This is a genomic window from Paraburkholderia heleia NBRC 101817, assembly GCF_000739775.1.
GTDB classification, from domain to species: Bacteria; Pseudomonadota; Gammaproteobacteria; order Burkholderiales; family Burkholderiaceae; genus Paraburkholderia; species Paraburkholderia heleia.
Genome location: NZ_BBJH01000007.1, coordinates 86067 through 107307, shown reverse-complemented (window position 1 = coordinate 107307; position 21241 = coordinate 86067). Strand labels below are relative to the sequence as shown.

The following is a 21241-nucleotide window of genomic DNA, read 5'->3' as shown; positions in this document are numbered from 1 at the left end:
CAACTGCTGGCGAAGTTGAGTAACGAAGCGGCGTGTCGCGTTGTTATGCTTAATGTGACTCGAATTGACGATTGCGATGGAGGACTACGGAAAGCTAACAAAAATAATATTGACAGTCGGTGAGAATTACAACGGTCAGTTTCATGTCTGATTCGCTTTTATCTGCGGTGCATTGTGTGTCATTGCGGTCTGTAAATACGCGGGAATTCACCAGCCGGGAATGGCAGGGAATCGCCGCGAATTGATTTTCTGCTGCGTGAAAGAACCGGCGCGCAGCCGCCTCGAATCGCAATACGCTTGAAGTCCGGGCCGCATCCGGCGTGATTTGCCGGGTCACGGTTCGGCACGCACCCTGACGAATTCGGCGCGGATCCTCATGTGCACGTCGTCCCCGACAGCGGAGGACCATTTCGTGAGCCCGAACGCTGTCCGGCTGAAATGGCCGTCGGCGGTGAAGGCCAGCGTCTGCCGGGCGCCCGGCGGATCGTGCGGATCGGTGTCGAAGGTGACGTCGAGCGTGACGGGGCGCGTCGTCGTGCGGATCGTCAGATCGCCTGTCAACAGGCCATTGAACGGACCGATGCGGACAAGGCGGGTGCTGACGAAGCGAATGGCCGGGTAGTGCGCCACGTCCAGCATGCCGCCGCCTTCGGCGATTCCGGCGACAAACGGCGCGTTCGCTTCGAGGCTCGTCGCGTCGATCGTCACCGTGACGCGGCCCGAAGCCAGGCCCTCGAATCCATCGAGTTCGGCGCCCATACGGCTGAAGCGCATCGTGAGATTCGAGTGCCAGGCGTTCGCGACGTCGAATGTCACACCCGAACGGGCTGGATCGAGTCGATATTGTGCCGACCGTGCGGACGTATCGATCGAATCGGCCGGATCGCCACTGGCCACGGCAGCTGCGCAGGCCGTGCAGGCAAACATCGCGATTGCGGCTGCATGGGTTTTGAGGCGAACCATGGTCACGCCGCGCCGACGAATGGGTTGCGATCCAGCACGCTTTTACCTCCACTTTTCGGGATGTCCGCCAGGCTCGCCGCAGACGTCGACAGCGATCCCGGAATCGTGACGTACTGAAGACACCGGGGGAACGTCCCGCATGCTCCCTTTATTCCGCCGCGCCTGAAAGCACGATTCGCTCAGGTGATTTGGGCATTCGTGCTGGGCGACTCAAGCGCCTGTTGCCGTTTGCCCCAAGGGGATTTGACTGGAGTCTTTGAAAATCGATGCGCTCCGTTGGAAAACTGAAAGAAAAATATTCCCGGCGGCAGTGGAATAGGAACGTACATACGAGGTTTACCCAGCAACAAGGAGCCGGCCACGGAACGATCGGGCCAGATCCGAGCGCAAACGGACAACTTCCACGAAGCCTGCACATGAGCCGAACGATCATTCAGCCTCTCTGGGTTCGCACGACACACTGGATCAACGCCGTGGCGGTCGTGTTGATGGTGATGAGCGGCTGGCAGATTTACGATGCCTCGCCTGTCTTTGCCGGCCTGAAATTTCCCGCGAGCATGACCCTGGGCGGATGGCTGGGCGGCGCATTGCAGTGGCATTTCGCGTTCATGTGGCTGCTGGTCGCGAATTATCTCGTCTATGTGATCCTCAATATCGTTTCAAAGCGCCTGTGGAGAAAGCTTCTCCCGATCCGTTCGGGTGCGCTATGGCAGGATCTTGCCGCCGCGCTGCGCGGCAAGCTGGCACACGAAGATCCGACGCGCTACAACGCTGTCCAAAAGCTCGCGTATGTCGTTGTCATCGTCGACATCGCAGTCGTAATCCTTTCGGGCCTGGCGGTCTGGAAATCGGTTCAGTTTCCCCTGTTGCGAACGCTCATGGGCGGATACGACAACGCACGGGTCGTGCACTTCTTTGCCATGAGCGTTCTCGTCGCATTTTTCGTCGTGCACGTCGTCATGGTCGCGCTTGTGCCGCGCTCGCTGCTCCTGATGATTCGCGGACGGTAATCGAACATGCACCCTCGCAAAAAGCCACTCGATGCGTTTCTCGTTTCCAACGCGGATTCGATCGTCAAGGACGCGCGCAGCGAATTGAAGAGTCCCGCTCGCAGACTGCTCGGCAGACAGATCCTCACGCTCGGCGGCATTGCGATGCTCTCGGGTTGTGATCTGTCGAACGACAAGTCGGTGAATACCATGCTGCGCAAGATGTCGTTCTTCAATGACCGCGTGCAGGCGCTGCTGTTCGACCCGCACAGGATGGCGCCGACGTATCCGGAGTCGATGATCACGCGGCCGTTCCCGTTCAACGCGTTCTACGACATCGACGACGTACCGGAAGTCGATCCTGCGACTTATCGGCTGCAAGTGGGCGGACGCGCGAACGGCAAACGCATCTGGACCCTCGACGAACTGCGCGCGCTGCCACAGGAAAGCCAGATCACGCGCCATATCTGCATCGAGGGCTGGAGTGCCATTGGGCACTGGGGCGGCGTGCGTTTCTCCGATTTTCTCCGCCGTGCGGGCGCCGATACGACAGCGAAGTACGTCGCGCTCCATTGCGCCGACAACTACTGGACCAGCATCGATATGCCAACAGCGTTGCACGCGCAAACGTTGCTTACGCTGACCTATGACGGGGACGTGCTGCCGCCGAAATACGGCTTTCCGATGAAGCTGCGCATGCCGACCAAGCTCGGCTACAAGAATCCGAAGCATATCGTCGCCATCACGGTGACGAACGAGTATCCCGGCGGTTACTGGGAGAACCAGGGCTATAGCTGGTTCGGCGGTTCCTGAAGTGCAATCGACTCTTTTCTCAATGCCTGTCCGCTACATGGAGCATTCATGACTATTCGACTCAAGGTTGGCGCGGCCCTTGCCGCAATGGCGCTTGCCGGCAGTGCGCTCGCGCAGACTCCTGACGCGAAGCCGGTGCGTATTCGCGGCAATATCGTTTCTCTCGATGGCGATGTTCTCAAGGTCCATCGGCGCAGCGGCGATACGGTTGCGATCGATCTCGCGGCCAACGTTCCCATCTCGTCCGTCAAGTCGATGCAGCTATCCGACATCAAGCCGGGTACGTTCGTCGGCACGGCCGCGACGACCGGTACGGACGGCAAGCTGACGGCGACCGAAGTCGTGGTCTTCCCGGAAGCCGCGCGCGGCACGGGGGAGGGGCACTACGCGTGGGACCTCGGCCCGAACAGCACGATGACCAATGCGAATGTCGATACTGTCGTGCAGGGCACGGACGGCCGCAATCTGAAGCTGTCGTACAAGGGCGGCAGCAACGAGGTCACGGTGCCGCCGAATGTGCCCGTCGTCACCTTCACGCCGGCTGCACGCTCCGATCTGGCGCCAGGCAAGCAAATCTTCGTGGTCGCGAAATCCGCGTCGCAGGGTACGTATGCCGCTCAGCGCGTGGTGGTCGAAAAGAACGGTGTCGTTCCACCCATGTAAGAGAACGTGTTCGGATTGCGCTGAAACTCCTGGGCAATCACGACTCACGCGCCGGACCGCCACGCAAACCCCTTCCCGGTCCGGCGCGCCTTGCGCGCCGCTCAATAGCCACCGCCTGAGGAATTGGTCGAACTGCTCGACGCGCCGTTGCCGCCCTGATTCATATCGCCGCTCGCGGAAACCGATCCTGAAACCGCGGCCATGCCGAGGCAAACGAGACACGCAAGCACCATCCTGAATCGCTTCATGATGATTCCCTCCTGGGAAGCTCGCAGGAAGTCCTGCACAGGGCTATCCGGCGAGGCATTAGCCGCGCTATGACGACGACGCCGAGCTGGGAGGGCATGCGGACGCGTCGCGCGGCTCATCGCGAACGCAGGCATCGACATAGTGACTAACGCGGCGCGCCTGCCGCTTATTCCCCGCGCGCGTTTTGTGCGCTATGTGCGCTATGTGCGGCGTGCGCGGCGTGCGCACGCACGCTCTTGCGATGAAGCGATACCGAAAGCGCCACGGCGCAAGCCGCCGCGATGGCGGCGAAGAGAAACACGGACCGATAGCCGAACAGATTCGCCACATAGCCGGCGAGCGGGCCGGTAATGCCCAGCGAGAGGTCGAGGAACACCGAGTAGGCGGAAAGCGCCGCGCCGCGGCTGGCGGGCGGCACGAGCCCGACCGCCTCGACGCCGAGCGCCGGGAACACGAGCGCGAAGCCAAAGCCGGTGAGCGCCGCGCCCGCGAGCGCGACTTGCGGCGTGGGCGCGAGCCACAGCAGCAAGAGGCCCGCGCATTCGCACGAGAACGAGACGATGGCGACGCGAAAGCCGCCGAAGCGCTTGATGGTGTTGGCGAACAACAGCCGCGCGCCGATGAACATCAGACCGAACATCGTGAGCGTGAACGCGGCGTTGGGCCAATGGCGCGCGGCGTAGAACAGCGTGATGAAGGTCGCGATGGAGCCGAAGCCCGCCGAGCCGAGCGCAAGGCCGATGCCGTGCGGCAGCACGCGCGTGAACACGCTGCGATACGACATGCGCTCGCCGTGCACGATCGGCACCGGCGCGATGGGGCGCGCGAGCCAGAAGCCGAGCGCGGCCAGCGCGATGACCGAAATGCCGAGTATCCAGTAGCCGAGGGCGTGTGCCATTACCACGCCCAGCGGTGCGCCGATCGCGAGCGCGCCGTAGGTGGCGATGCCGTTCCAGGAGATTACCTTCGCGTTGTGCGCGGTGCCCACGCGGCCGATGCCCCAGAGGATCGCACCGGTGCCGCACAGGCTTTCGCCGCAGCCGAGCAACAGGCGGCTCACCACCAGCAGCGCGAGCGAGAGGCCGGGCCAGTGATCGACGAGCGTGCCGAGCAGCAGCAGCACCCCGCTCGCGCCGCAGATCGTCAGGCCGATCGTCACGGTTTTCTTGGGGCCGAGCGTATCCGCCGAGCGGCCCGCGAGTGCGCGCGAGCAGAGCGTGGCGATGTACTGCACGCTGATCGCGGCGCCCGCCACCACGGTGCTGAAACCGAGGTCGTTGTGCACGTAGCCGGGCAGCACGGCGAGCGGAATGCCGATCGTCAGGTAGCAGAGGAAGGTGAAAAAGACGACCGGAATGATCTGCAGGGTCGTCGACGCGGCTTTGCGCGGGGGCGCCAAATCAACGGACATAGGGGAAATGCGGATGGAAAACGGCGGGAAAGCCGTGATTGTCCCATGGAACCGGTTTTTATGCAGAAATTGAAAAGCTGTTCCGGCTGGCGGAACACGCGTTTTCTGCGCAGATATCGGCGTTCGGACGCGCAAATGGTCAGTCGAATATGTCCGATACTCGTGAATCGGTTTGGATATCACGTGATCGAGACACTTCAACATAAGCGCAGCCGCACTGGAGCACGCCGATTTATCGATCCAACGATATATCCCCCATGCTCCTCCCGCTATGGGTTGCCAATATTGGCAGTGATAGTTTTCGAATCGTCCACTCGAGCGGCATACGCCTTTTGCGAGCCGCAGCCAACGACGAGCCAGAAACCATGAGCCAGCCGATCCGCTTTTACCACCGCAACGCGATTCGCGAAGTCAGCGACGCGGGCGTCACCCGCACCGTTCTCCAGTACCTGCGCGAAGACGCGCGCTGCACCGGCACCAAGGAAGGCTGCGCCGAAGGTGACTGCGGCGCCTGCACGGTCGTGGTGGGCGAGCGCAACGAGGCGGGCGGCGTGAGCTTCAAGGCCGTCAACGCCTGCATCCAGTTCCTGCCGACGCTCGATGGAAAGGCGCTGTTCACCGTCGAAGACCTGCGCCAGCCCGACGGCTCGCTGCACCCCGTGCAGCAGGCCATGGTCGACTGCCACGGCTCGCAGTGCGGTTTTTGCACGCCGGGTTTCGTGATGTCGATGTGGGCGCTCTACGAGAAGCACGGCCACGAGCACGCGGGCCAGTCCAGTCACGCCTGTGGCGCCAGGGGCGCGTGCAGCGTGCCTTCGCGCGACGAGATCGCCAATGCGCTCACGGGCAACCTGTGCCGCTGCACGGGCTACCGGCCGATCCTCGACGCCGCCGAGCAGATGTTCCAGTCCGGCGCGCCGAAGCAGCCCATCGACGTAAAGGCGCTTGCACAGACGCTCGCCACGCTCGAGCGCAAGGACACCTTCCACTACGAGAGCCGCGGCCAGCAGTACGACGCGCCGCGCACCGTCGAAGCGCTCGCCGCGATCAAGGCCGCGCGCCCCGACACGCGCATTCTCGCGGGCAGCACCGACATCGGCCTGTGGGTCACGAAGCAGATGCGCGAACTCGGCGACATCGTCTACGTGGGCCAGGTCGACGCGATGCGGCGCATCGGCGTGAGCGACGCATGGATCGAGATCGGCGCGGGCGTGAGCGTCGAGCGCGGTTATGCGGAACTCGCCCGGCACTATCCGGAACTCGAGGAGATGTGGCAGCGCTTTGCCTCGCTGCCTATCCGCAACGCGGGGACGATCGGCGGCAACGTCGCGAACGGTTCGCCCATCGGCGACTCGATGCCGGGGCTCATCGCGCTGGGCGCGCGCGTGGTGCTGCGCGGCGGCGAGGTCGAGCGCGAAATGCCGCTCGAAGACCTCTACCTCGCTTACCAGAAGAAGGACATGGCCGGGCACGAGTTCGTGCTCGCGCTCAAGGTGCCCACGCGCACCGGCGCGCGCGCGAACCTGCGTTTTCGCACCTACAAGGTCTCGAAGCGCTTCGACTCGGACATCTCGGCCGTGTGCGCCGCCTTCGCCTATATCGCCGATGGCGACGTGATCCGCGAGCCGCGCATTGCCTTTGGCGGCATGGCGGCGACACCGAAGCGCGCGACCCACGCGGAAGGCGTGCTCGCCGGCGCGCAATGGCACGAAGCCACGGCGCAGGCCGCGATGATCGCGCTCGGCAACGACTACGCGCCGCTGTCCGACATGCGCGCGACGAGCGACTACCGCCTCGAGGCCGCGAAGAACACGCTGTATCGCTTCTGGCTCGAAACGCGTCCGCACAATCCGCTTGCGCCGCAGGCGCTCAATGTGCGCAACGTAGCCGCGGAAACGGCTTGAGACATCCAGGACCCGGAAAAGACATACGGAGAACGAAACAATGAACCAGCAAGCCGAACCGTTCCTGGACGAACTCAAGGCGCGCGAGCCCTTCGCGCAAGTGCACGTCTCGCGCCCGCACGAGTCCGCGCATCTGCACGTGAGCGGCCGCGCCACGTATACCGACGACATTCCGGTCGTGGCCGGCACGCTGCACGCCGCGCTCGGGCTTTCGCAGAAGCCGCACGCCCGCATCGTCTCGATGAACCTCGCAAAAGTGCGTGCGACGCCCGGCGTCGTGGCCGTGCTCACGGCCGAGGACATTCCCGGCGTGAACGACTGCGGCCCGATCGTCCACGACGATCCGGTGCTCGCCGATGGCGTCGTGCAGTACGTGGGCCAGCCCATGTTCATCGTGGTGGCGACGTCGCACGACACGGCGCGCCGCGCCGCGCGCCGCGCCGAGGTGCAGTACGAAGAACTCCCCGCCGTGCTCACGGCGCAGCAGGCGCGCGCCGCCCAGCAGTCGGTGCTGCCGCCGATGAAGCTGGCGCGCGGCGAGGCGTCCACGCGCGCCGCGCGCGCCGCGCATCGGCATGAAGGCGAGATGCTGCTGGGCGGCCAGGAGCAGTTCTACCTCGAAGGCCAGATTGCCTACGCGGTGCCGAAGGACGACGACGGCATGCACGTGTGGTGCTCCACGCAGCACCCGAGCGAAATGCAGCACCTCGTCGCGCATGTGCTGGGCGTCGCCTCGCACAACGTGCTCGTGGAGTGCCGCCGCATGGGCGGCGGCTTCGGCGGCAAGGAATCGCAGTCAGGCCTCTTTGCCTGCTGCGCGGCGCTCGCCGCGTGGAAGCTGCTGTGTCCCGTGAAGCTGCGCCCCGACCGTGACGACGACATGATGGTCACGGGCAAGCGCCACGATTTCCACTACACCTACGAAGTGGGCTACGACGACCAGGGCACGATCGAAGGCGTGTCGGTCGACATGACCTCGCGCTGCGGCTTTTCCGCGGACCTTTCCGGCCCGGTGATGACGCGCGCCGTTTGCCACTTCGACAACGCCTACTGGCTGCCCGACGTCTCGATCGCCGGTTTCTGCGGCAAGACCAACACGCAGTCGAACACGGCGTTTCGCGGCTTCGGCGGCCCGCAGGGCGCGTTCGCTATCGAATACATCATGGACGACGTGGCGCGCACGCTCGGCCTCGATTCGCTCGACGTGCGCCGCCGCAATCTGTACGGCAAGACGCAGAACAACGAGACGCCTTATGGCCAGGTCGTGGAGGACAACGTCATTCACGAGCTGATCGACGAGCTGGTGCAAACGAGCGGTTATCGCGCGCGGCGCGCCGCGATTCGCGAATTCAACGCGAACAACGCCGTGCTCAAGAAGGGCATCGCGCTCACGCCGGTCAAGTTCGGCATCGCGTTCAACGTCACGCACTTCAACCAGGCGGGCGCGCTCGTCCACATCTACACCGACGGCTCGGTGCTCGTGAATCACGGCGGCACCGAAATGGGCCAGGGCCTGAACACGAAGGTCGCGCAGGTGGTGGCGCAGGAACTGGGCATCGAGTTCGGCCGCGTGCGCGTGAGCGCGACGGACACGAGCAAGGTCGCGAACACATCCGCTACGGCGGCCTCGACCGGCACCGACCTGAACGGCAAGGCGGCGCAGGACGCCGCACGCCAGCTGCGCGAGCGCCTCGCCGCACTCGCGGCGACGACTTACGGCAAGGGCGAAGTCAGCGCCGCCGACGTGCGTTTCGCCAACGACTCGGTGATCGTGGGCGAGACGATCGTGCCGTTCGAAACGCTGGTTTCGAAGGCCTATCTCGCGCGCGTCCAGCTCTGGTCCGATGGTTTCTACACCACCCCCAAGCTGTACTGGGATCAGGCGACGCTGCGCGGGCGGCCGTTCTACTACTACTCGTATGGCGCGGCAGTATCGGAAGTGGTGATCGACACGCTCACGGGCGAAATGCGCGTGCTGCGCGCCGATGCGCTGCACGACGTGGGCGCGTCGCTGAACCCGGCGCTCGACGTGGGCCAGGTGGAGGGCGGCTTCATCCAGGGCATGGGCTGGCTCACCACGGAAGAGCTGTGGTGGAAGCCCGACGGCAAGCTCATGACGCATGCGCCGTCCACCTACAAGATTCCGACCGTGAACGACACGCCGGCGGAATTCAACGTGCGGCTCTTCGAGAACCGCAACGCGGAGGACAGCATCCACCGCTCGAAGGCCGTGGGCGAGCCGCCGCTGTTGCTGCCGTTCTCGGTGTTCTTCGCGATTCGCGACGCCGTGGCGAGCGTGGCCGATTACCGCTTCAATCCGCCGATGAATGCGCCGGCCACCGCCGAGGAAATCCTCAAGGGCGTGCGCGCGGTGCGGGCGATGGCGCGCGAGGGGGCCGCGAAATGAATCAGCGTCCTGAACATTGCGTGCGCGTCGACGAAACTGGACGCGTGATCATCGGCCGCCGCAGCACGCCGGTGCCGCACTACGCGCCGATGCACATCGTGCTGTTCGGCGCGGGGCACGTGGGGCACGCGCTCGTCACGCTGCTCGGCATGCTGCCGTGTGTCGTGCAGTGGGTGGACGAGCGCGACGAGCTGTTCCCCGACGAGGTGCCCGCCAACGTGCAGATCGAGGCGACGGACACGCCGGCGGCGATCGTCGACGACGCGCCGGCGGGCGCGTACTTCCTCGTGATGACGCACAATCACGCACTCGACTTCGAGCTGACCGAGCGCATCATGCGGCGGCGCGATTTCGCATGGTTCGGCCTGATCGGCTCGAAAACGAAGCGCGTGAAGTTCGAGCGGCGGCTCATCGAGCGCGGCGTGCAAGCGCAGCGCATGAACGAGATGACGTGCCCGATCGGCGTGGCGGGGATCGTCGACAAGGCGCCTGCGTCGATTGCGGTCGCGGTCGCCGCGCAACTCATGCAGATGCGGGTGGCGCAGCGCCCGGCGGTGGTGAGAACGGCCGCGCTCGTGCGCGCCTGATTGCACGAGTTGCACCGGGCGAAACGGGCGCCTCGGTGATGAGGGCGCCCGTTTGCGTGGGTTCGGGCAGCTTTGTTCAGGCAGCTTCGAGCGGCGGCGTGGGCGCCGCTGCGCCGCTCGCGCTCGCGGCCTTCCTCGCCCCGGTGCGCTTCGTGCCGCGCTCGGCGGTCAACGATCCCGACACCGCTTCGATCAACCCGCGCAGCCATTCCACGTCGCTGGGTCTGTCCGGCTGCGGATGCCACATCTGATAGCAGTGAATGCGCGGGAACGCGAACGGCGTCTCGACGACGGCAATGGGCATGAGCTTCGCGTAGTGCTGCGCGAAGCGCCGTGTCGTCGTGAAGATCAGATCCGATTGCAGCAAGACCTGCGGCACGAGCCCGAAGTAAGGCAGCGTCGCGACGATGCGGCGCTCGGCCTTCGCCTTTGCAAACCCCAGATCGATCGCACTGGCATGCGAGCCTGTGTAGGGCGTGGGCGCAAGGTGGGGCGCGGCGAGATACGCCTCGCGCGTGAGCTCGCGGCGCGCGAGCGGATGATCCGCGCGCATCATGCAGACGACCGTGTCGGAGAACAGGTCGCTGCGCGCGAAACGCGCCTCGGGCTTCGGCCAGTTGCCGATCACGATGTCGAGCTCGCCGGCGTCCAGCGCGCCGTGATGGTCGAGCGTAGGCGAGAGCGAGAGGATTTCCAGCCGCGCCGCCGGCGCCGTCTCGCGAAAGCGCGCGATCAGCGTCGGCATGAAGAAGTCGTTGAGGTAGTCGGGGGCGGCGAGACGAAACGTGCGCTTCGAGCGCTCGGGGTCGAACTCGCCGTGCGGCGTGGCCACGAACTCCACGTCGCGCAGCACGCGCTGCGCGTGCTGCAACAGCGACTCGCCATATTCGGTCGGCACCATGCCGGCCTTGCCGCGCACGAGGATCGGATCGCCCAGGATCTCGCGCAGCCGGCGCAGCGCCGTGCTGATGGCGGGCTGGGTCTGGTTCAGGCGCAGCGCTGCCTGCGTGACGCTGCGCTCGACCAGCAGCGTGCGCAATACGCGCACGAGCCAGATGTCGAGGGTGAGGGCGTTATCGTCGTCCATGGGGTGTGGCGGGCAAGGGCGCGTGCGCGACGACGCACAGCGTTGCGCGTGCGGATTCAGCCATAACCATATGCCTGCTCGCGCGCCGCCGCCATAGGGCGCACGGCATGACCGGCATCAGAAGACATCGGAAGGCAGCGCGCCGGGCGGTTCTGCGGCGCGCTGCCCGTCACCCGGTAACCGGCTTTGCGAGCCCGGAAGGCAGCGCGCTGATGCGCTTGACCTCGCGCGAGTCGAGCCAGTTCGGGCTGCGCGCGCAATAGAGCACCATCGGCAAGGCGTCCTCGCCCCAGAAGAGCTGCTGGTTCATCCAGAACGTCGGCACGCCGAACACGCCCATGTTGATCGCGTCGTTGGTGTTGCGGCGCAACTGCGCGCGCACGACTTCTTCCTCGATCAGCGACTCGCCGTGAGGAATGCCCACGCGCTCGCAAAGCTGCTCGAAGCCCTCGTCGCTCGACGGGTCGCGCCCCTCGCGCCAGATGAAGCGGAAGATCTCGCGCACGCACGCGAAGTCGCCGCCCGCCGCGATGGCGAGCAGCATCGGCCTGACCGAGTCGAACGGGTGAGCGGGCGGCATCTTGAACGGAATGCCCAGTTGCTCGGCGCGAAAGAGCGCGTGCCGGTAGGTGAAGACGCGCTTGGCCGGTATCGCAGCGCTCAGCGGCTGGCCCCAATGGCGATATAGCTCGGACAGCAGCACGGGCGTCGGCACGAAGTCGAAGCCGGGCCACTTGTCGTGCTGTTCCAGCAACAGATACGAAAACGGCGACACGAAATCGTAGAACCAGGCTGGCTTGCTGGTGTCGATGCCGTCGATCATGCTGTTCCTCCGCTCCAGGGCGATATCCGGGCCATTGCCTGCATGGCCCATTGTTCGGTTCAAAATGCGTGCAGCGGCGCTAATGCGTGCGCTCGCCTGTTTCATTGCCGCCGCTTTCGTTTGCATGGCTCGCCTCTGTACCTGCTGTACCCGCTGTGCCTGCGTCGTTGCTCCCGCCTTCCGGCGCCTCCGCATTGCCGGCGCTTTCCTCTGTCTGCTCGTCTTCGGCACCCGCGTCTGCGTCCGGCGCTTCGCGCGTCCCGGTGAGCCGCGCGCGCACGAAGCCGATATGCTCGCGCAGCACGTAGAACTGTTCCGCATAGGCTAGCGGCATTTTCATGCCGTTCACCGATTCCTCGATCTTGTCGAGCTGGCGGATCAGCGCGCGGCGCTCGGTGGGCGAGTTGTCGGCCATCGCGGCGCGCTCGAGTGCGATGAGCGAGCCGTACCAGCGGTAGATGCGTGATTTTACCCGCCAGGCGTAGAGCGAAGGCACGATCCGCAGGCCCGGAATCAGCACGACGATGATCGGCACGAGCAGCACCACGAGCCGGTCGGCGAGACTCGCCACCCAGAACGGCAGCAGGCGGTACAGGAAGCTCTTGCCCGACTTGTAGTAGCGCGCGGCGTCGGCGCTGATCGGGAAGTCCTGGGCGCGCGGCGCGGGGAACTCGCCGGCGCGCTGCAGCAGCGTGGAGCGGCCGTGCACTTCCTTGGCCGCTTCGATCAGGAGGTCGGAGAGCGCGGGATGCAGCGAGTCGCGCGCGACCAGTTCGGCCGTGGGCGCAATGAAATGCAGGGGCGCTGCCGGCAGGTTGCGCCCGAAGTCGAACGCGCCCATCGGGATCGTAATGGCCGTGAGGTACGGAAAGCGGCGCGCGTAGGCGTCGGCCTGGACGAAGTCGAAGAAGCGTATGCCCGGCATGCGCGAGAGGCGGCCCATGACGGGCGGCTGCGCGGAGTCGCCCGCGAGAATCGCGACGTCGATCTTGCCTGCCACGAGTTCGCGCGCGGCGTCGTCGCCGGAAAGCGGCAGGAGCTTCGTCGCGCCGCCGGGCTCGATGCCGTTCGCCTTGAGCAGCGTGAGCGCCAGCTCGCGCGTGCCGCTGCCCTCGGCGCCGATGGCGATGCGCTGGCCTTCGAACTGCGAGAGGCGGCTCGCAACGGGGCCGTGATAGAACACGACGAGCGGCACGTACGCCACGCTGCCGAGCGAGACGAGGCCGCCCGGCACCTTGCTCGCGAGGCCGTCCTGCACGAAAGCGACGTCGACGTTCGACTTCGGGTCGGCGAGACGCTGCAGGTTCTGCGCCGAGCCCTCCGATTCGAGCACGTTCAGCGTGATGTTGTTGCGCGCGAGGATGGCCTTGTACTTTTCCGCGGCGTTCCAGAACGTGCTGCCCCTGGGGCCCGCGCTCATGGTGAGCGTGTTGGGCGGCGCGGGCTGGATGAGGCGCACCGCGAGCCAGATGGCCGCCGCGCTCACGAGCAGGATGGGACCGAACGTGACGGCCAGGTCGCGCCACGAGATCGCCACGAAGCGCGCGACGAGACGGGGAGGGGGTTTGCGGCCGGTGCGGGACTTCATCGGGGTGGGGCGGGCCTCGGATGGTTCGGGGAGTGCGGGGCGGGGTCCGCGTCGGGTCCGGCCTGGCGCCGGGTGGGACCCGACGCGGGCTCTGTGGAGCCGATGGTACATGAGAATCGGCGTTGCAGCGGCATGCCCGCGCGCCTCGCGGACACCTTGAACGCATGCCGTATGCGTCTACGCTAAACTCTTTGCGCTTGCGCCACAGCCAGGCTAAATTGTGATTCGCCTGCTGCGCTTCGGAAGGTGCGCCGGGACCCGGGAGTGGTGGAGAAGTTGAACGAGCGGGCTCGCGCGAGCATCAATTCATAACAACAGGAAACGGGCTCAGACCTGTTCCGGCGGGTGTAATTCGACGTCCTTTCATCCTTTTGCCTCTCGCATCGCGTCCAGACCCTGGCTGCGCACGCGCGCAATGCGCGCCGTGCGCTGTCATCGGTAGTGGTAACAAAGCCGTCAGATCGTAGCTGACGGGCGGCCTTCGAGCCGTCCGCCGGCAAGGCAGGCGGTCCTATTCCAGGCAACAATCCGCAACAACGCGAAGACACAAGGAGAAAACATGAAATCGGTCGCTATTCTGAAGACGCTGGGCGCGGCACTGTGCCTGTCGGTGGCTTGCAGCGCGTCCTATGCACAGGACAACTCGGCGAGCGCACCGGCGGCTGCGATGGCTGCTCCGGCGACGTCGGCCAAGAAGGCCGACCGCAAGCTGGGCTACACGGTGCGCAAGGCGCTTTCGAAGACGCAGGGCCTGGACGTCTCCAAGATCAACGTGCGTTCGCACAATGGCGCAGTGACGCTGACCGGTACGGTGCCGGACCAGGGCCAAATCGACAAGGCCGGCGAGGTCGCTCAGGGCGTCGCAGGCGTGACGTCGGTGTCGAACAAGCTGACGGTCAGAGTGCAGCAATAAGTGCCGCAATAAGTGCGGAAATAGGCGCCGTGATGCGTCCCGCACACGGGACGCCTGCGGCCCACGCAGCACCAGAAAGCCCGGCTGTCACAAGCCGGGCTTTTCTTATGCGCCTGCGCCTGACAGACTACGGTTGACGTGCATTGGACGCAGGTTGCCGCTCGATGCCGTCAGCTTGTGCGCCTCGCGCGCCAGCCCGCCCAGCCGGCATGCGATTTCGTCATGTTGCGCCGCGGCCGCCAAAGTGTAGCTTGACACACAGATTTCCTGCGGTTGGGGGTATACCGTGGATATCGCGCGTCTTTCCCGAGGTCGAGCGCGGCCTCATTGCTGGAAAGCAGGAAATCGCCATGACCATTCACACCTACACCGACTTGCCCCTCGTCGACCGGGCGGCCTTCGAGCTGGCCTGTGCGCGGCACGGCTTTGCGCCCATGCAGTTCGACATTCGTGGCGAAGCCGATCCCAACGACCCGGAGCACGGCGACATGCTGATCGTGCGGCGCGGTGCCTGGGCGCAGGCTTACCGTATCGATGCCCGCGGCCAGTGGCTGCGCCAGTTCGAGGTCGATCTCAACGGGCGATTTTTCCGCCAGGCGCCCTACGCCTGAGTGCCTGCGCCGCGCGCGCGATGCAGGCGACGTGCGCCGCGTTCAGTTGAGGACGAGCCGTACGCCCACGAGCGTGAGCGTCGCGGCGAGCAGCACGCGCAGCAGCTTTTCGGGCGCCTTCGAGGAGAGCAGGCTGCCGATCGCGATGCCGGGCAGCGAGCCGCACAGGAGCGACAGCAGCATGTGCCAGTCGATCGAGCCGAGCAGCCAGTGGCCGGCGCCCGCAAGCAGCGTGAGCGGCACGGCGTGCGCGACATCGGAGCCGACGATCCGCACCGTGGGCAGCGCCGGGTAGAGCAGCAGCAATACCGTCACGCCGATGGCGCCCGCGCCCACCGAGGTGAGCGAGACGAGCACGCCCAGCACCGCACCCGTGAGGATCGTGAAAAAGAGCGTGCGCGCTTCGCCCGGCGCGTGACGGTGGCGCGAGGCGAACGCCGCGAGCTGCGGCCGGAAGATGAGCGCGACGGCCGTAATGAGCAGCGCCACGCCCAGCACGGCCTGGATCAGATGCCCGGCGCGCGGCGTGTCCATGCCATAGCGGTGCAGCAGGATCAGCGTGATCGTCGCCGCGGGCACGCTGCCGGCCGCGAGCCGCAGTGTCACGCGCCAGTCCACCGAACCCTTGAGCCCGTGCACGAGCGTGCCCGTGGATTTGGTCGCGGCCGCGTAGAGCAGGTCGGTGCCGACTGCCGTCGCGGGGTGGACGTTAAAGAGAAGCACCAGGATCGGCGTCATCAGCGAGCCGCCGCCCACGCCGGTCAGGCCGACCAGAAATCCGACGAACAGGCCGGACAGCGAATACAGCAGATCGATATGGGGGAAGGACATCGCGCGCGAAGAGGCCGGTTCAGGGGGCTACGCCGCCGCCTGACGCGTTGGGAACAGCGCGCGCCGTAAGCGGCGCGTCAGGCTGGACAACGGCCAGGGCTGGCGGCGAAAATCCGCTATTGTCGCAAAACCGGCGGCCTGGCGCAGGGTTAAGCGAAATCGGGCGCGTTCCGCCTCGCTTTCAATTGCCTTAGCACGCTCCCTCGGGCAGGATGCGGGCCAGATGCCGGCTCGCTACATCGCGTGCCTTTAGCGTCCCGACGCGCCCAGGCACGTGCCGAACAGCGCCGCACAGGACTGGCGCCGCCATAACCCGAATCCAACATGAATCCCGGCATCCTCTACGCGTTCGCTGCATTCGTTCTCTGGGGGCTCTTCCCCATCTACTTCAAGACGCTGCACCAGATCCCCGCGCTCGAAATGCTCGCGCACCGCATGGCGTGGTCGCTCGTGTTCGTGTTCGCCGTGCTCTTCGTGCGCCGCCACTGGCGCTGGTTTGGGCCCACGCTGCGCGAGCGCCGCCTGCTCGGGCGCTTCGCGGCGAGCGCCGTGCTGCTCTCGGCCAACTGGGGCATCTATATCTGGGCCGTCAATGCCGGGCACATCGTCGAGGCGAGTCTCGGCTACTTCATCAATCCGCTCATCAACGTGCTGTTCGGCTATGCGTTCCTGCGCGAGCGCCTGCGCGCCCTGCAATGGGCCGCCGTGGCGCTGGCCGCCGCGGGCGTCGTGTGGCTCACCTGGCAGAACGGCGCGCCGCCCTGGATCAGTCTCGCGCTCGCCGTGACCTTCGGCGGCTACGGGCTCCTGCGCAAGACCGCGCAGCTCGGTGCGCTCGAGGGCCTCGCGCTCGAAACCGTGCTGCTCTTTCCCGTTGCGATCGTTTATCTGACGATCGTGGGCCTCGCGGGAGCTAGCCACTTCACGCACGCCTCGCGCGGGCTGCAGCTGCTGCTCGCGGCCTCCGGCCCGATCACGGCGGTTCCGCTGCTCCTCTTCGGCGCGGCCGCGCGGCGCATTCCGCTGTCGATGCTCGGTCTGATCCAGTACGTCACGCCCACGCTGCAGCTGCTCACCGGCGTGCTCATCTACGGGGAGCCGTTCGGCGCCGTGCGCGCCGTGGGTTACGGCGCGATCTGGGTCGCGCTCGGCCTGTATTCGCTCGAAGGCGTGCGCAGCCTCGTGGCTGCGCGCGAGCGCCGCGTGGCGTGACGGGGCTTAAGCGGCGGTGCGCTGCCGGGCATTGGCTGACCTCCCGGCGGCGCGGTAGGATGCCGGGACAATGTGCTGCGCGGTGGTGGCGAATCGCATGCCGGTTGCGCGATGCAGCCGCGTGAATCGGCCGCCACCCGCAATGCCTTAACCCCCAGTCAGTTCTCCGTGGAGTGTCCCGAGCATGAGTATCGAAGCCGTTCGCCGGTTCGAGGAAGAATTCGCACCACGCATCGCGGCGAAGCTGGCGGAACAATTCGGCCCCTCGGTGCACGTCGATGTCGTGCCCAGCGGCGGGCATGGCCATCCCACGCGCGTGCGGCTGCGCGGCGTCGCGAACGGGCACTGGCATCCGTATGTCTATCCGCTGAACGTCGCGCTGACCTGGGACACCGAGGAGATCGAGCGCCTCATGGAGCCCGGCGGCGAAGCGCGCTTCGAGCACTACCTCGAAGCGACCGGGCGCAAGCTGGCGTCATGGGAGTCGGCGCGCTCCGTCGATTTCGCTTCGCGCACGCAAGGCGAGCCGGAGGTGCTGCTAGGCGGGCTCGATTTCGAGGGCTAAGTGCTCGCGCGCGTTTCGCCGTTCAGTTCGCGTCCTCGTTGACCGGCAAGTCCCCGGCCGGCTCCTCCTGGGCGTCCTTGCCCGTATCGTTCGCGCCGGCAGTGCGCGATCCGCGCAACCGGATGGCCGGCACAGCGTGCAACAGACGACGCGCGTGCCCGTGCAACGGCCAGTCGACGAACTGGTAGAGCGCGGCGCCCATCGCCGTAGCCACGATCATCGTGAGTGCCACGCCGAGCGGCGCAGTCGCGTCAAAGCCTTCGATAGCGTCCGGCAGCAGCTTGCGTGCAGCTTCTACACAATATGGATGGCTCAGATAGATGGCATAACTCGCATTGCCGATGAATATTGCTGCGCGAGTCAACGAGCCCGAGCCCATCGCCGGTTCCAGGCTCAGCGTGCTGCCAATCAGCACGAAAGCCGGAAGGCCGTAATAGAGCAGCGGTGCGTCGGAAAGGTCGTGCCAGTTAATGTAGGCCATCCATGCATAGGCTGCTGCCGCGACGCACCCGGCAAGCGGCAGCTTGATCCGGACTCCCGATTTCCAGGTCTGGTAGGCCAGGAATCCGAGCGGGAATTCGAACATCCGCTGATTCATATAGAACGCGGCGAACACGCCGTCCGAGTGCGACGCCTTCGCCGCGCAAAAGATCGCGAGGATCAGCGCGGAGGTGAGCACCAGGCGGTGACGGCGCACCAGCATCAACGAAACGGCTGTGACCACGTAAAACAGCATTTCGTAATTCAGTGTCCAGCCGACGAACAACATCGGGAATATCTGGCCACTTTCCTTGCGATAGGGAATGAAAAAAAGCGACTTCAGCAGATTCCCGAGGTCTGCTGTGGTCGAATTCAACAACTCGGGCGCGATGAGTGCCCCGACGAATACGCCAAACGTCAACACCCAATACAGCGGCACAATACGCGCAATGCGGTCCGCGAGAAAACGCTGTGCGGTCAATGCGGGGTTGTCCAGCACGAGCGCGATGACGAACCCGCTTATTACGAAGAAAATGTCGACGCCGAATTCACCGAACGTGTGTCCCGTCGGCGACATGATGTGAAAGAAGATGACCGTGATCGCCGCGACAGCGCGCAGCACGGTGAGGGATTTGAGCTTTTGCATGGTGGAGGCGCGATCCGCGCGTTCGCCAATGACTGCCGGAGCGGAATCTGCTGCGTTTGATCGCGGCTATTCTGACATCGCGCCAAAGTATGCAAATGCGTAGTTTTGTGGGCGGCCGTACAGAAGTCAGCAATTAGTGAAAGCGTTACCTTGTCCGAAATTCGAAAGTCTCTGTCCGCACAACCGGGCAACGACACACTACATTGACGCCTGGTTCGATATCGTCTCCGCGCAAGCCGTTGCGCGAAACCCGATGACACGGAGTCCCGCCATGCAAGCCATCCAGTTCAAGACCTTCGGCAAGCCCGAGGTGCTCGAGTACGTCGATCTGCCCACGCCCGTGCCCGGCGCCGGAAGTGCGCTCGTGCAGGTGCGCGCCGCCTCGGTCAACCCGAGCGACGTGAAGAACGTCTCCGGCCATTTCGGGCACACGGTGCCGCCGCGCGTGCCGGGGCGCGACTTCAGCGGCGTGGTGGCGGCGGGCCCCGACGAATGGCTCGGCGCCGAGGTCTGGGGCACGGGCGGCGACATCGGCTTCACGCGCGACGGCACGCACGCCGAGTTCATCGAGGTGCCCGTGGCCGCGCTCGCGCGCAAGCCCGCGGCCCTCTCCCACGCGCAGGCGGCGGCCATTGGCGTGAACTTCGTCGTGGCATGGCTTGGCACCGTCGATTACGCGCGCCTCACCGAGGGCGAGACGATTGCCGTGATCGGCGTGTCGGGCGGCGTGGGCGGCGCGGTCGCGCAGATCGCGAAGGCGCGCGGCGCACGCGTGATTGGCGTGAGCCGCGAGGCGCCGCTAGCCGGTTCGCCGGCCGCGCGCCTCATCGACGCCTTCGTTCCCATGAACGAGCGCACCGCCGCAAGCGTGCGCGAGTTGACGGGCGGCGCGGGCGCGGACGTCGTCTACGATGCCGTGGGCGGCGTCGCGTTCGAACTGGCGCTCTCGCTTGCGAAGCGGCGCGGCCGTGTGGTCGAAATCAGCGCAACGGGCAAGCGGCGCGTGGAGTTCGACCTGATCGACTTCTATCACAACGAAACGCAGCTCTTTGGCGCCGATAGCGCGAAGCTCGGCGTGGCCGAATCCGCGCCGCTCATGCGCGCCATTGCCGAAGCATTCGACGCGGGCCAGTTCGAGCCGCCCGTCGTGGCCGCGCACTTTCCGCTCGCTCGCGCCCGTGAAGCCTACGAGGCGGTCGCCGCTGGCACGCCTGGGCGCGTCGTGATCGACATGGCGTGAGCGCGAGTCGAACGAACGGGAGAGGAAGATGAAGGGGTATCTGGTGTCGTTCGCGGTCGGCGCGCTCGCGGGGCTGCTCTATAGCGTGCTGCACGTGAAATCGCCCGCGCCGCCGACCATTGCGCTCGTCGGGCTGCTCGGCATGCTGGCGGGCGAGAACGCGGTCGGCTTCGTGCGCGCGTGCGTCGCGCATCTCGCGGGGTGAGCGGGGCAACCCTCGCTCACCGCGCTAAATATCCATGCGCGCCCAGCTTGTGAATCGGTTAGCTCACGCCTCGGCCCGCACGAGCCGCTCGGGCAGGCGCGCGCGCAGTTCGCGCGCGTCGAGCGCCGCAAGATCCTTGTCGAGTTCGAGCGTGACGAGGCTGCGCGTTTGCGCGTCGATCGCCTTGCGCAGCGCGCCCAGGAACGCGGGCGGCGCCGCGAGCACGAGCGTGCCGTAGCGCGCGTCGTTGCGGGCTTTCGCGAGCGTCGTCGCGATCTGTGCCGCGAACACGGTGGCTTCGTGCTCGTGCTGGCTGGTATCGGGATCGGTCGCACTGCGGCCGAAGCCGACGCGGTCGGTGGTGCGCCCCGGTTTGTCGGTCACGAGGTTCTCGTCCGACATGCGGCCCTGCAGATGGAGCAGCGTCTCGACCTCGTCGATGGCGCCCAGCGGGCTTTCGGCGGCGAAAATGCGCGCGGTCACACGGTTGGCGACGACAACCCAGATCGTTTTCGACATGTTCGACTCCCTGCCATGGCGCCCGGCCCATGCGGCGGCCGGGCGGAGTGAGTGGACTCGCGCCACGCGGCGTGAACACCAAGGGTAGCGCGCTTCGGGCCGCGCGGGGCGGGAAGTGCCGCCGCGCTCATGAGCGCGGCCCCCGGCGTTCGCCCGGTGCGCGAAAGTGTCGGAACAGCGAGCCGCGTGCCCGATGGCCCGCGTGGCCGAAGACCCGGCGCTGGTCGAGGAACTGATGCGCGCGTGCGCGAGCTTGAGGCGGAAGTCTCACGGCTGCGCGAACGCGTCACGCAGTGAGCGGGCGCTCGCACCGCGATTCGCCCATGACCGGCTTACTTCGCCTTTTCTGCTGTGTTGGTGATCGCCTGGCCGCCCTTCGAAATGTCTTCGCCTGCGCCAGCGATGGTGTTGCAGGCAGCGAGCGTCACGGCGAAAAGTGCAAGCGCAAACGCGAGATATCGGCTCATTTTGGCTCCCCGAATGAAATAAACGTCAAATAAGCGTCGAATGGAAGCGGCTGCGGGCATGCAGATTG

At 65.8% G+C, this 21241-nt stretch carries 22 protein-coding genes; 12 read left to right on the top strand and 10 right to left on the bottom strand.

Annotated elements, in window-relative coordinates:
- Nucleotides 1-333: 333 nt before the first annotated feature.
- On the bottom strand, nucleotides 334-927 hold the full coding sequence (locus BHE01S_RS07750) for a YceI family protein (RefSeq protein WP_245639677.1): 594 nt from the start codon (nucleotides 925-927) through the stop codon (nucleotides 334-336).
- A 452-nt stretch (nucleotides 928-1379) separates the two neighbouring features.
- Between BHE01S_RS07750 and BHE01S_RS07745 the strand changes: the two genes are divergently transcribed.
- Genes BHE01S_RS07745 through BHE01S_RS07735 form a run of 3 tightly spaced genes read left to right on the top strand, consistent with a single transcriptional unit; the run spans nucleotide 1380 to nucleotide 3428 of the window.
- Nucleotides 1380-1973, top strand: a complete 594-nt coding sequence (locus BHE01S_RS07745) for a cytochrome b/b6 domain-containing protein (RefSeq protein ID WP_042262338.1) — start codon at nucleotides 1380-1382, stop codon at nucleotides 1971-1973.
- A gap of 6 nt (nucleotides 1974-1979) precedes the next feature.
- Nucleotides 1980-2765, top strand: coding sequence for a molybdopterin-dependent oxidoreductase (locus BHE01S_RS07740; RefSeq protein WP_042262336.1), 786 nt, complete (start codon nucleotides 1980-1982; stop codon nucleotides 2763-2765).
- A gap of 48 nt (nucleotides 2766-2813) precedes the next feature.
- The gene (locus BHE01S_RS07735; protein WP_042262333.1) at nucleotides 2814-3428 is read left to right on the top strand and encodes a hypothetical protein; all 615 of its coding nucleotides are present in this window, start codon (nucleotides 2814-2816) and stop codon (nucleotides 3426-3428) included.
- A 101-nt stretch (nucleotides 3429-3529) separates the two neighbouring features.
- Here the strand turns inward: BHE01S_RS07735 and BHE01S_RS37660 are convergent, their stop codons facing one another.
- Both BHE01S_RS37660 and BHE01S_RS07730 read right to left on the bottom strand, forming a co-directional pair.
- Nucleotides 3530-3676: a hypothetical protein gene (locus BHE01S_RS37660; RefSeq protein ID WP_157025213.1), complete on the bottom strand. Its 147-nt coding sequence runs from the start codon at nucleotides 3674-3676 to the stop codon at nucleotides 3530-3532.
- 167 nt (nucleotides 3677-3843) lie between these two features.
- Nucleotides 3844-5088, bottom strand: a complete 1245-nt coding sequence (locus BHE01S_RS07730; protein ID WP_042262328.1) for an MFS transporter — start codon at nucleotides 5086-5088, stop codon at nucleotides 3844-3846.
- 365 nt (nucleotides 5089-5453) lie between these two features.
- On the opposite strand from BHE01S_RS07730, the gene xdhA reads away from it, so the two are divergent.
- From xdhA to xdhC, 3 genes are read left to right on the top strand one after another with little or no spacing between them, the layout of a single operon-like run.
- Nucleotides 5454-6992, top strand: coding sequence for a xanthine dehydrogenase small subunit (gene xdhA, locus BHE01S_RS07725; RefSeq protein WP_042262326.1), 1539 nt, complete (start codon nucleotides 5454-5456; stop codon nucleotides 6990-6992).
- Between the two features lie 40 nt (nucleotides 6993-7032).
- On the top strand, nucleotides 7033-9399 hold the full coding sequence (gene xdhB, locus BHE01S_RS07720; protein WP_042262324.1) for a xanthine dehydrogenase molybdopterin binding subunit: 2367 nt from the start codon (nucleotides 7033-7035) through the stop codon (nucleotides 9397-9399).
- Complete coding sequence (gene xdhC, locus BHE01S_RS07715; RefSeq protein WP_042262321.1) at nucleotides 9396-9986, top strand: xanthine dehydrogenase accessory protein XdhC; 591 nt, start codon at nucleotides 9396-9398, stop codon at nucleotides 9984-9986. Before xdhB ends, xdhC begins: the two co-directional genes overlap by 4 nt.
- Before the next feature lie 76 nt (nucleotides 9987-10062).
- On the opposite strand, the gene BHE01S_RS07710 is transcribed toward xdhC, so the two are convergent.
- The 3 genes from BHE01S_RS07710 to BHE01S_RS07700 all read right to left on the bottom strand — a co-directional run bounded on the left by BHE01S_RS07710 (nucleotide 10063) and on the right by BHE01S_RS07700 (nucleotide 13484).
- The gene (locus tag BHE01S_RS07710) at nucleotides 10063-11073 is read right to left on the bottom strand and encodes a LysR family transcriptional regulator (protein ID WP_042262320.1); all 1011 of its coding nucleotides are present in this window, start codon (nucleotides 11071-11073) and stop codon (nucleotides 10063-10065) included.
- A gap of 169 nt (nucleotides 11074-11242) precedes the next feature.
- On the bottom strand, nucleotides 11243-11896 hold the full coding sequence (locus tag BHE01S_RS07705; RefSeq protein WP_042262317.1) for a 2-hydroxychromene-2-carboxylate isomerase: 654 nt from the start codon (nucleotides 11894-11896) through the stop codon (nucleotides 11243-11245).
- 79 nt (nucleotides 11897-11975) lie between these two features.
- Nucleotides 11976-13484: a TAXI family TRAP transporter solute-binding subunit gene (locus BHE01S_RS07700; RefSeq protein WP_042262316.1), complete on the bottom strand. Its 1509-nt coding sequence runs from the start codon at nucleotides 13482-13484 to the stop codon at nucleotides 11976-11978.
- Nucleotides 13485-14043: 559 nt separating this feature from the next.
- On the opposite strand from BHE01S_RS07700, the gene BHE01S_RS07695 reads away from it, so the two are divergent.
- Together BHE01S_RS07695 and BHE01S_RS07690 are read left to right on the top strand one after the other, a co-directional pair.
- On the top strand, nucleotides 14044-14397 hold the full coding sequence (locus tag BHE01S_RS07695) for a BON domain-containing protein (protein WP_042262314.1): 354 nt from the start codon (nucleotides 14044-14046) through the stop codon (nucleotides 14395-14397).
- A 350-nt stretch (nucleotides 14398-14747) separates the two neighbouring features.
- The gene (locus tag BHE01S_RS07690; protein ID WP_042262312.1) at nucleotides 14748-15008 is read left to right on the top strand and encodes a hypothetical protein; all 261 of its coding nucleotides are present in this window, start codon (nucleotides 14748-14750) and stop codon (nucleotides 15006-15008) included.
- Nucleotides 15009-15050: 42 nt separating this feature from the next.
- Here BHE01S_RS07690 and BHE01S_RS07685 read toward each other — a convergent pair whose 3' ends face one another.
- Nucleotides 15051-15839, bottom strand: a complete 789-nt coding sequence (locus tag BHE01S_RS07685) for a sulfite exporter TauE/SafE family protein (protein ID WP_042262310.1) — start codon at nucleotides 15837-15839, stop codon at nucleotides 15051-15053.
- Between the two features lie 324 nt (nucleotides 15840-16163).
- Between BHE01S_RS07685 and rarD the strand changes: the two genes are divergently transcribed.
- Together rarD and BHE01S_RS07675 are read left to right on the top strand one after the other, a co-directional pair.
- Nucleotides 16164-17051: an EamA family transporter RarD gene (gene rarD / locus BHE01S_RS07680; protein WP_042262309.1), complete on the top strand. Its 888-nt coding sequence runs from the start codon at nucleotides 16164-16166 to the stop codon at nucleotides 17049-17051.
- A gap of 184 nt (nucleotides 17052-17235) precedes the next feature.
- Nucleotides 17236-17616, top strand: a complete 381-nt coding sequence (locus BHE01S_RS07675) for a DUF5594 family protein (protein ID WP_042262306.1) — start codon at nucleotides 17236-17238, stop codon at nucleotides 17614-17616.
- Between the two features lie 22 nt (nucleotides 17617-17638).
- Here BHE01S_RS07675 and BHE01S_RS07670 read toward each other — a convergent pair whose 3' ends face one another.
- The gene (locus BHE01S_RS07670) at nucleotides 17639-18742 is read right to left on the bottom strand and encodes an acyltransferase family protein (protein ID WP_042262303.1); all 1104 of its coding nucleotides are present in this window, start codon (nucleotides 18740-18742) and stop codon (nucleotides 17639-17641) included.
- Between the two features lie 271 nt (nucleotides 18743-19013).
- Here BHE01S_RS07670 and BHE01S_RS07665 point away from each other — a divergent pair, with 271 nt between their 5' ends.
- Complete coding sequence (locus tag BHE01S_RS07665) at nucleotides 19014-19982, top strand: quinone oxidoreductase family protein (protein ID WP_042262300.1); 969 nt, start codon at nucleotides 19014-19016, stop codon at nucleotides 19980-19982.
- A 28-nt stretch (nucleotides 19983-20010) separates the two neighbouring features.
- Complete coding sequence (locus BHE01S_RS07660; RefSeq protein ID WP_042262298.1) at nucleotides 20011-20187, top strand: DUF1427 family protein; 177 nt, start codon at nucleotides 20011-20013, stop codon at nucleotides 20185-20187.
- Nucleotides 20188-20250: 63 nt separating this feature from the next.
- Here the strand turns inward: BHE01S_RS07660 and BHE01S_RS07655 are convergent, their stop codons facing one another.
- Together BHE01S_RS07655 and BHE01S_RS07650 are read right to left on the bottom strand one after the other, a co-directional pair.
- Entirely contained in the window at nucleotides 20251-20706 is a 456-nt protein-coding gene (locus BHE01S_RS07655; protein ID WP_042262296.1) for a host attachment protein, read from the bottom strand.
- A gap of 332 nt (nucleotides 20707-21038) precedes the next feature.
- Entirely contained in the window at nucleotides 21039-21173 is a 135-nt protein-coding gene (locus BHE01S_RS07650) for an entericidin A/B family lipoprotein (protein ID WP_042262294.1), read from the bottom strand.
- Nucleotides 21174-21241: the final 68 nt, after the last annotated feature.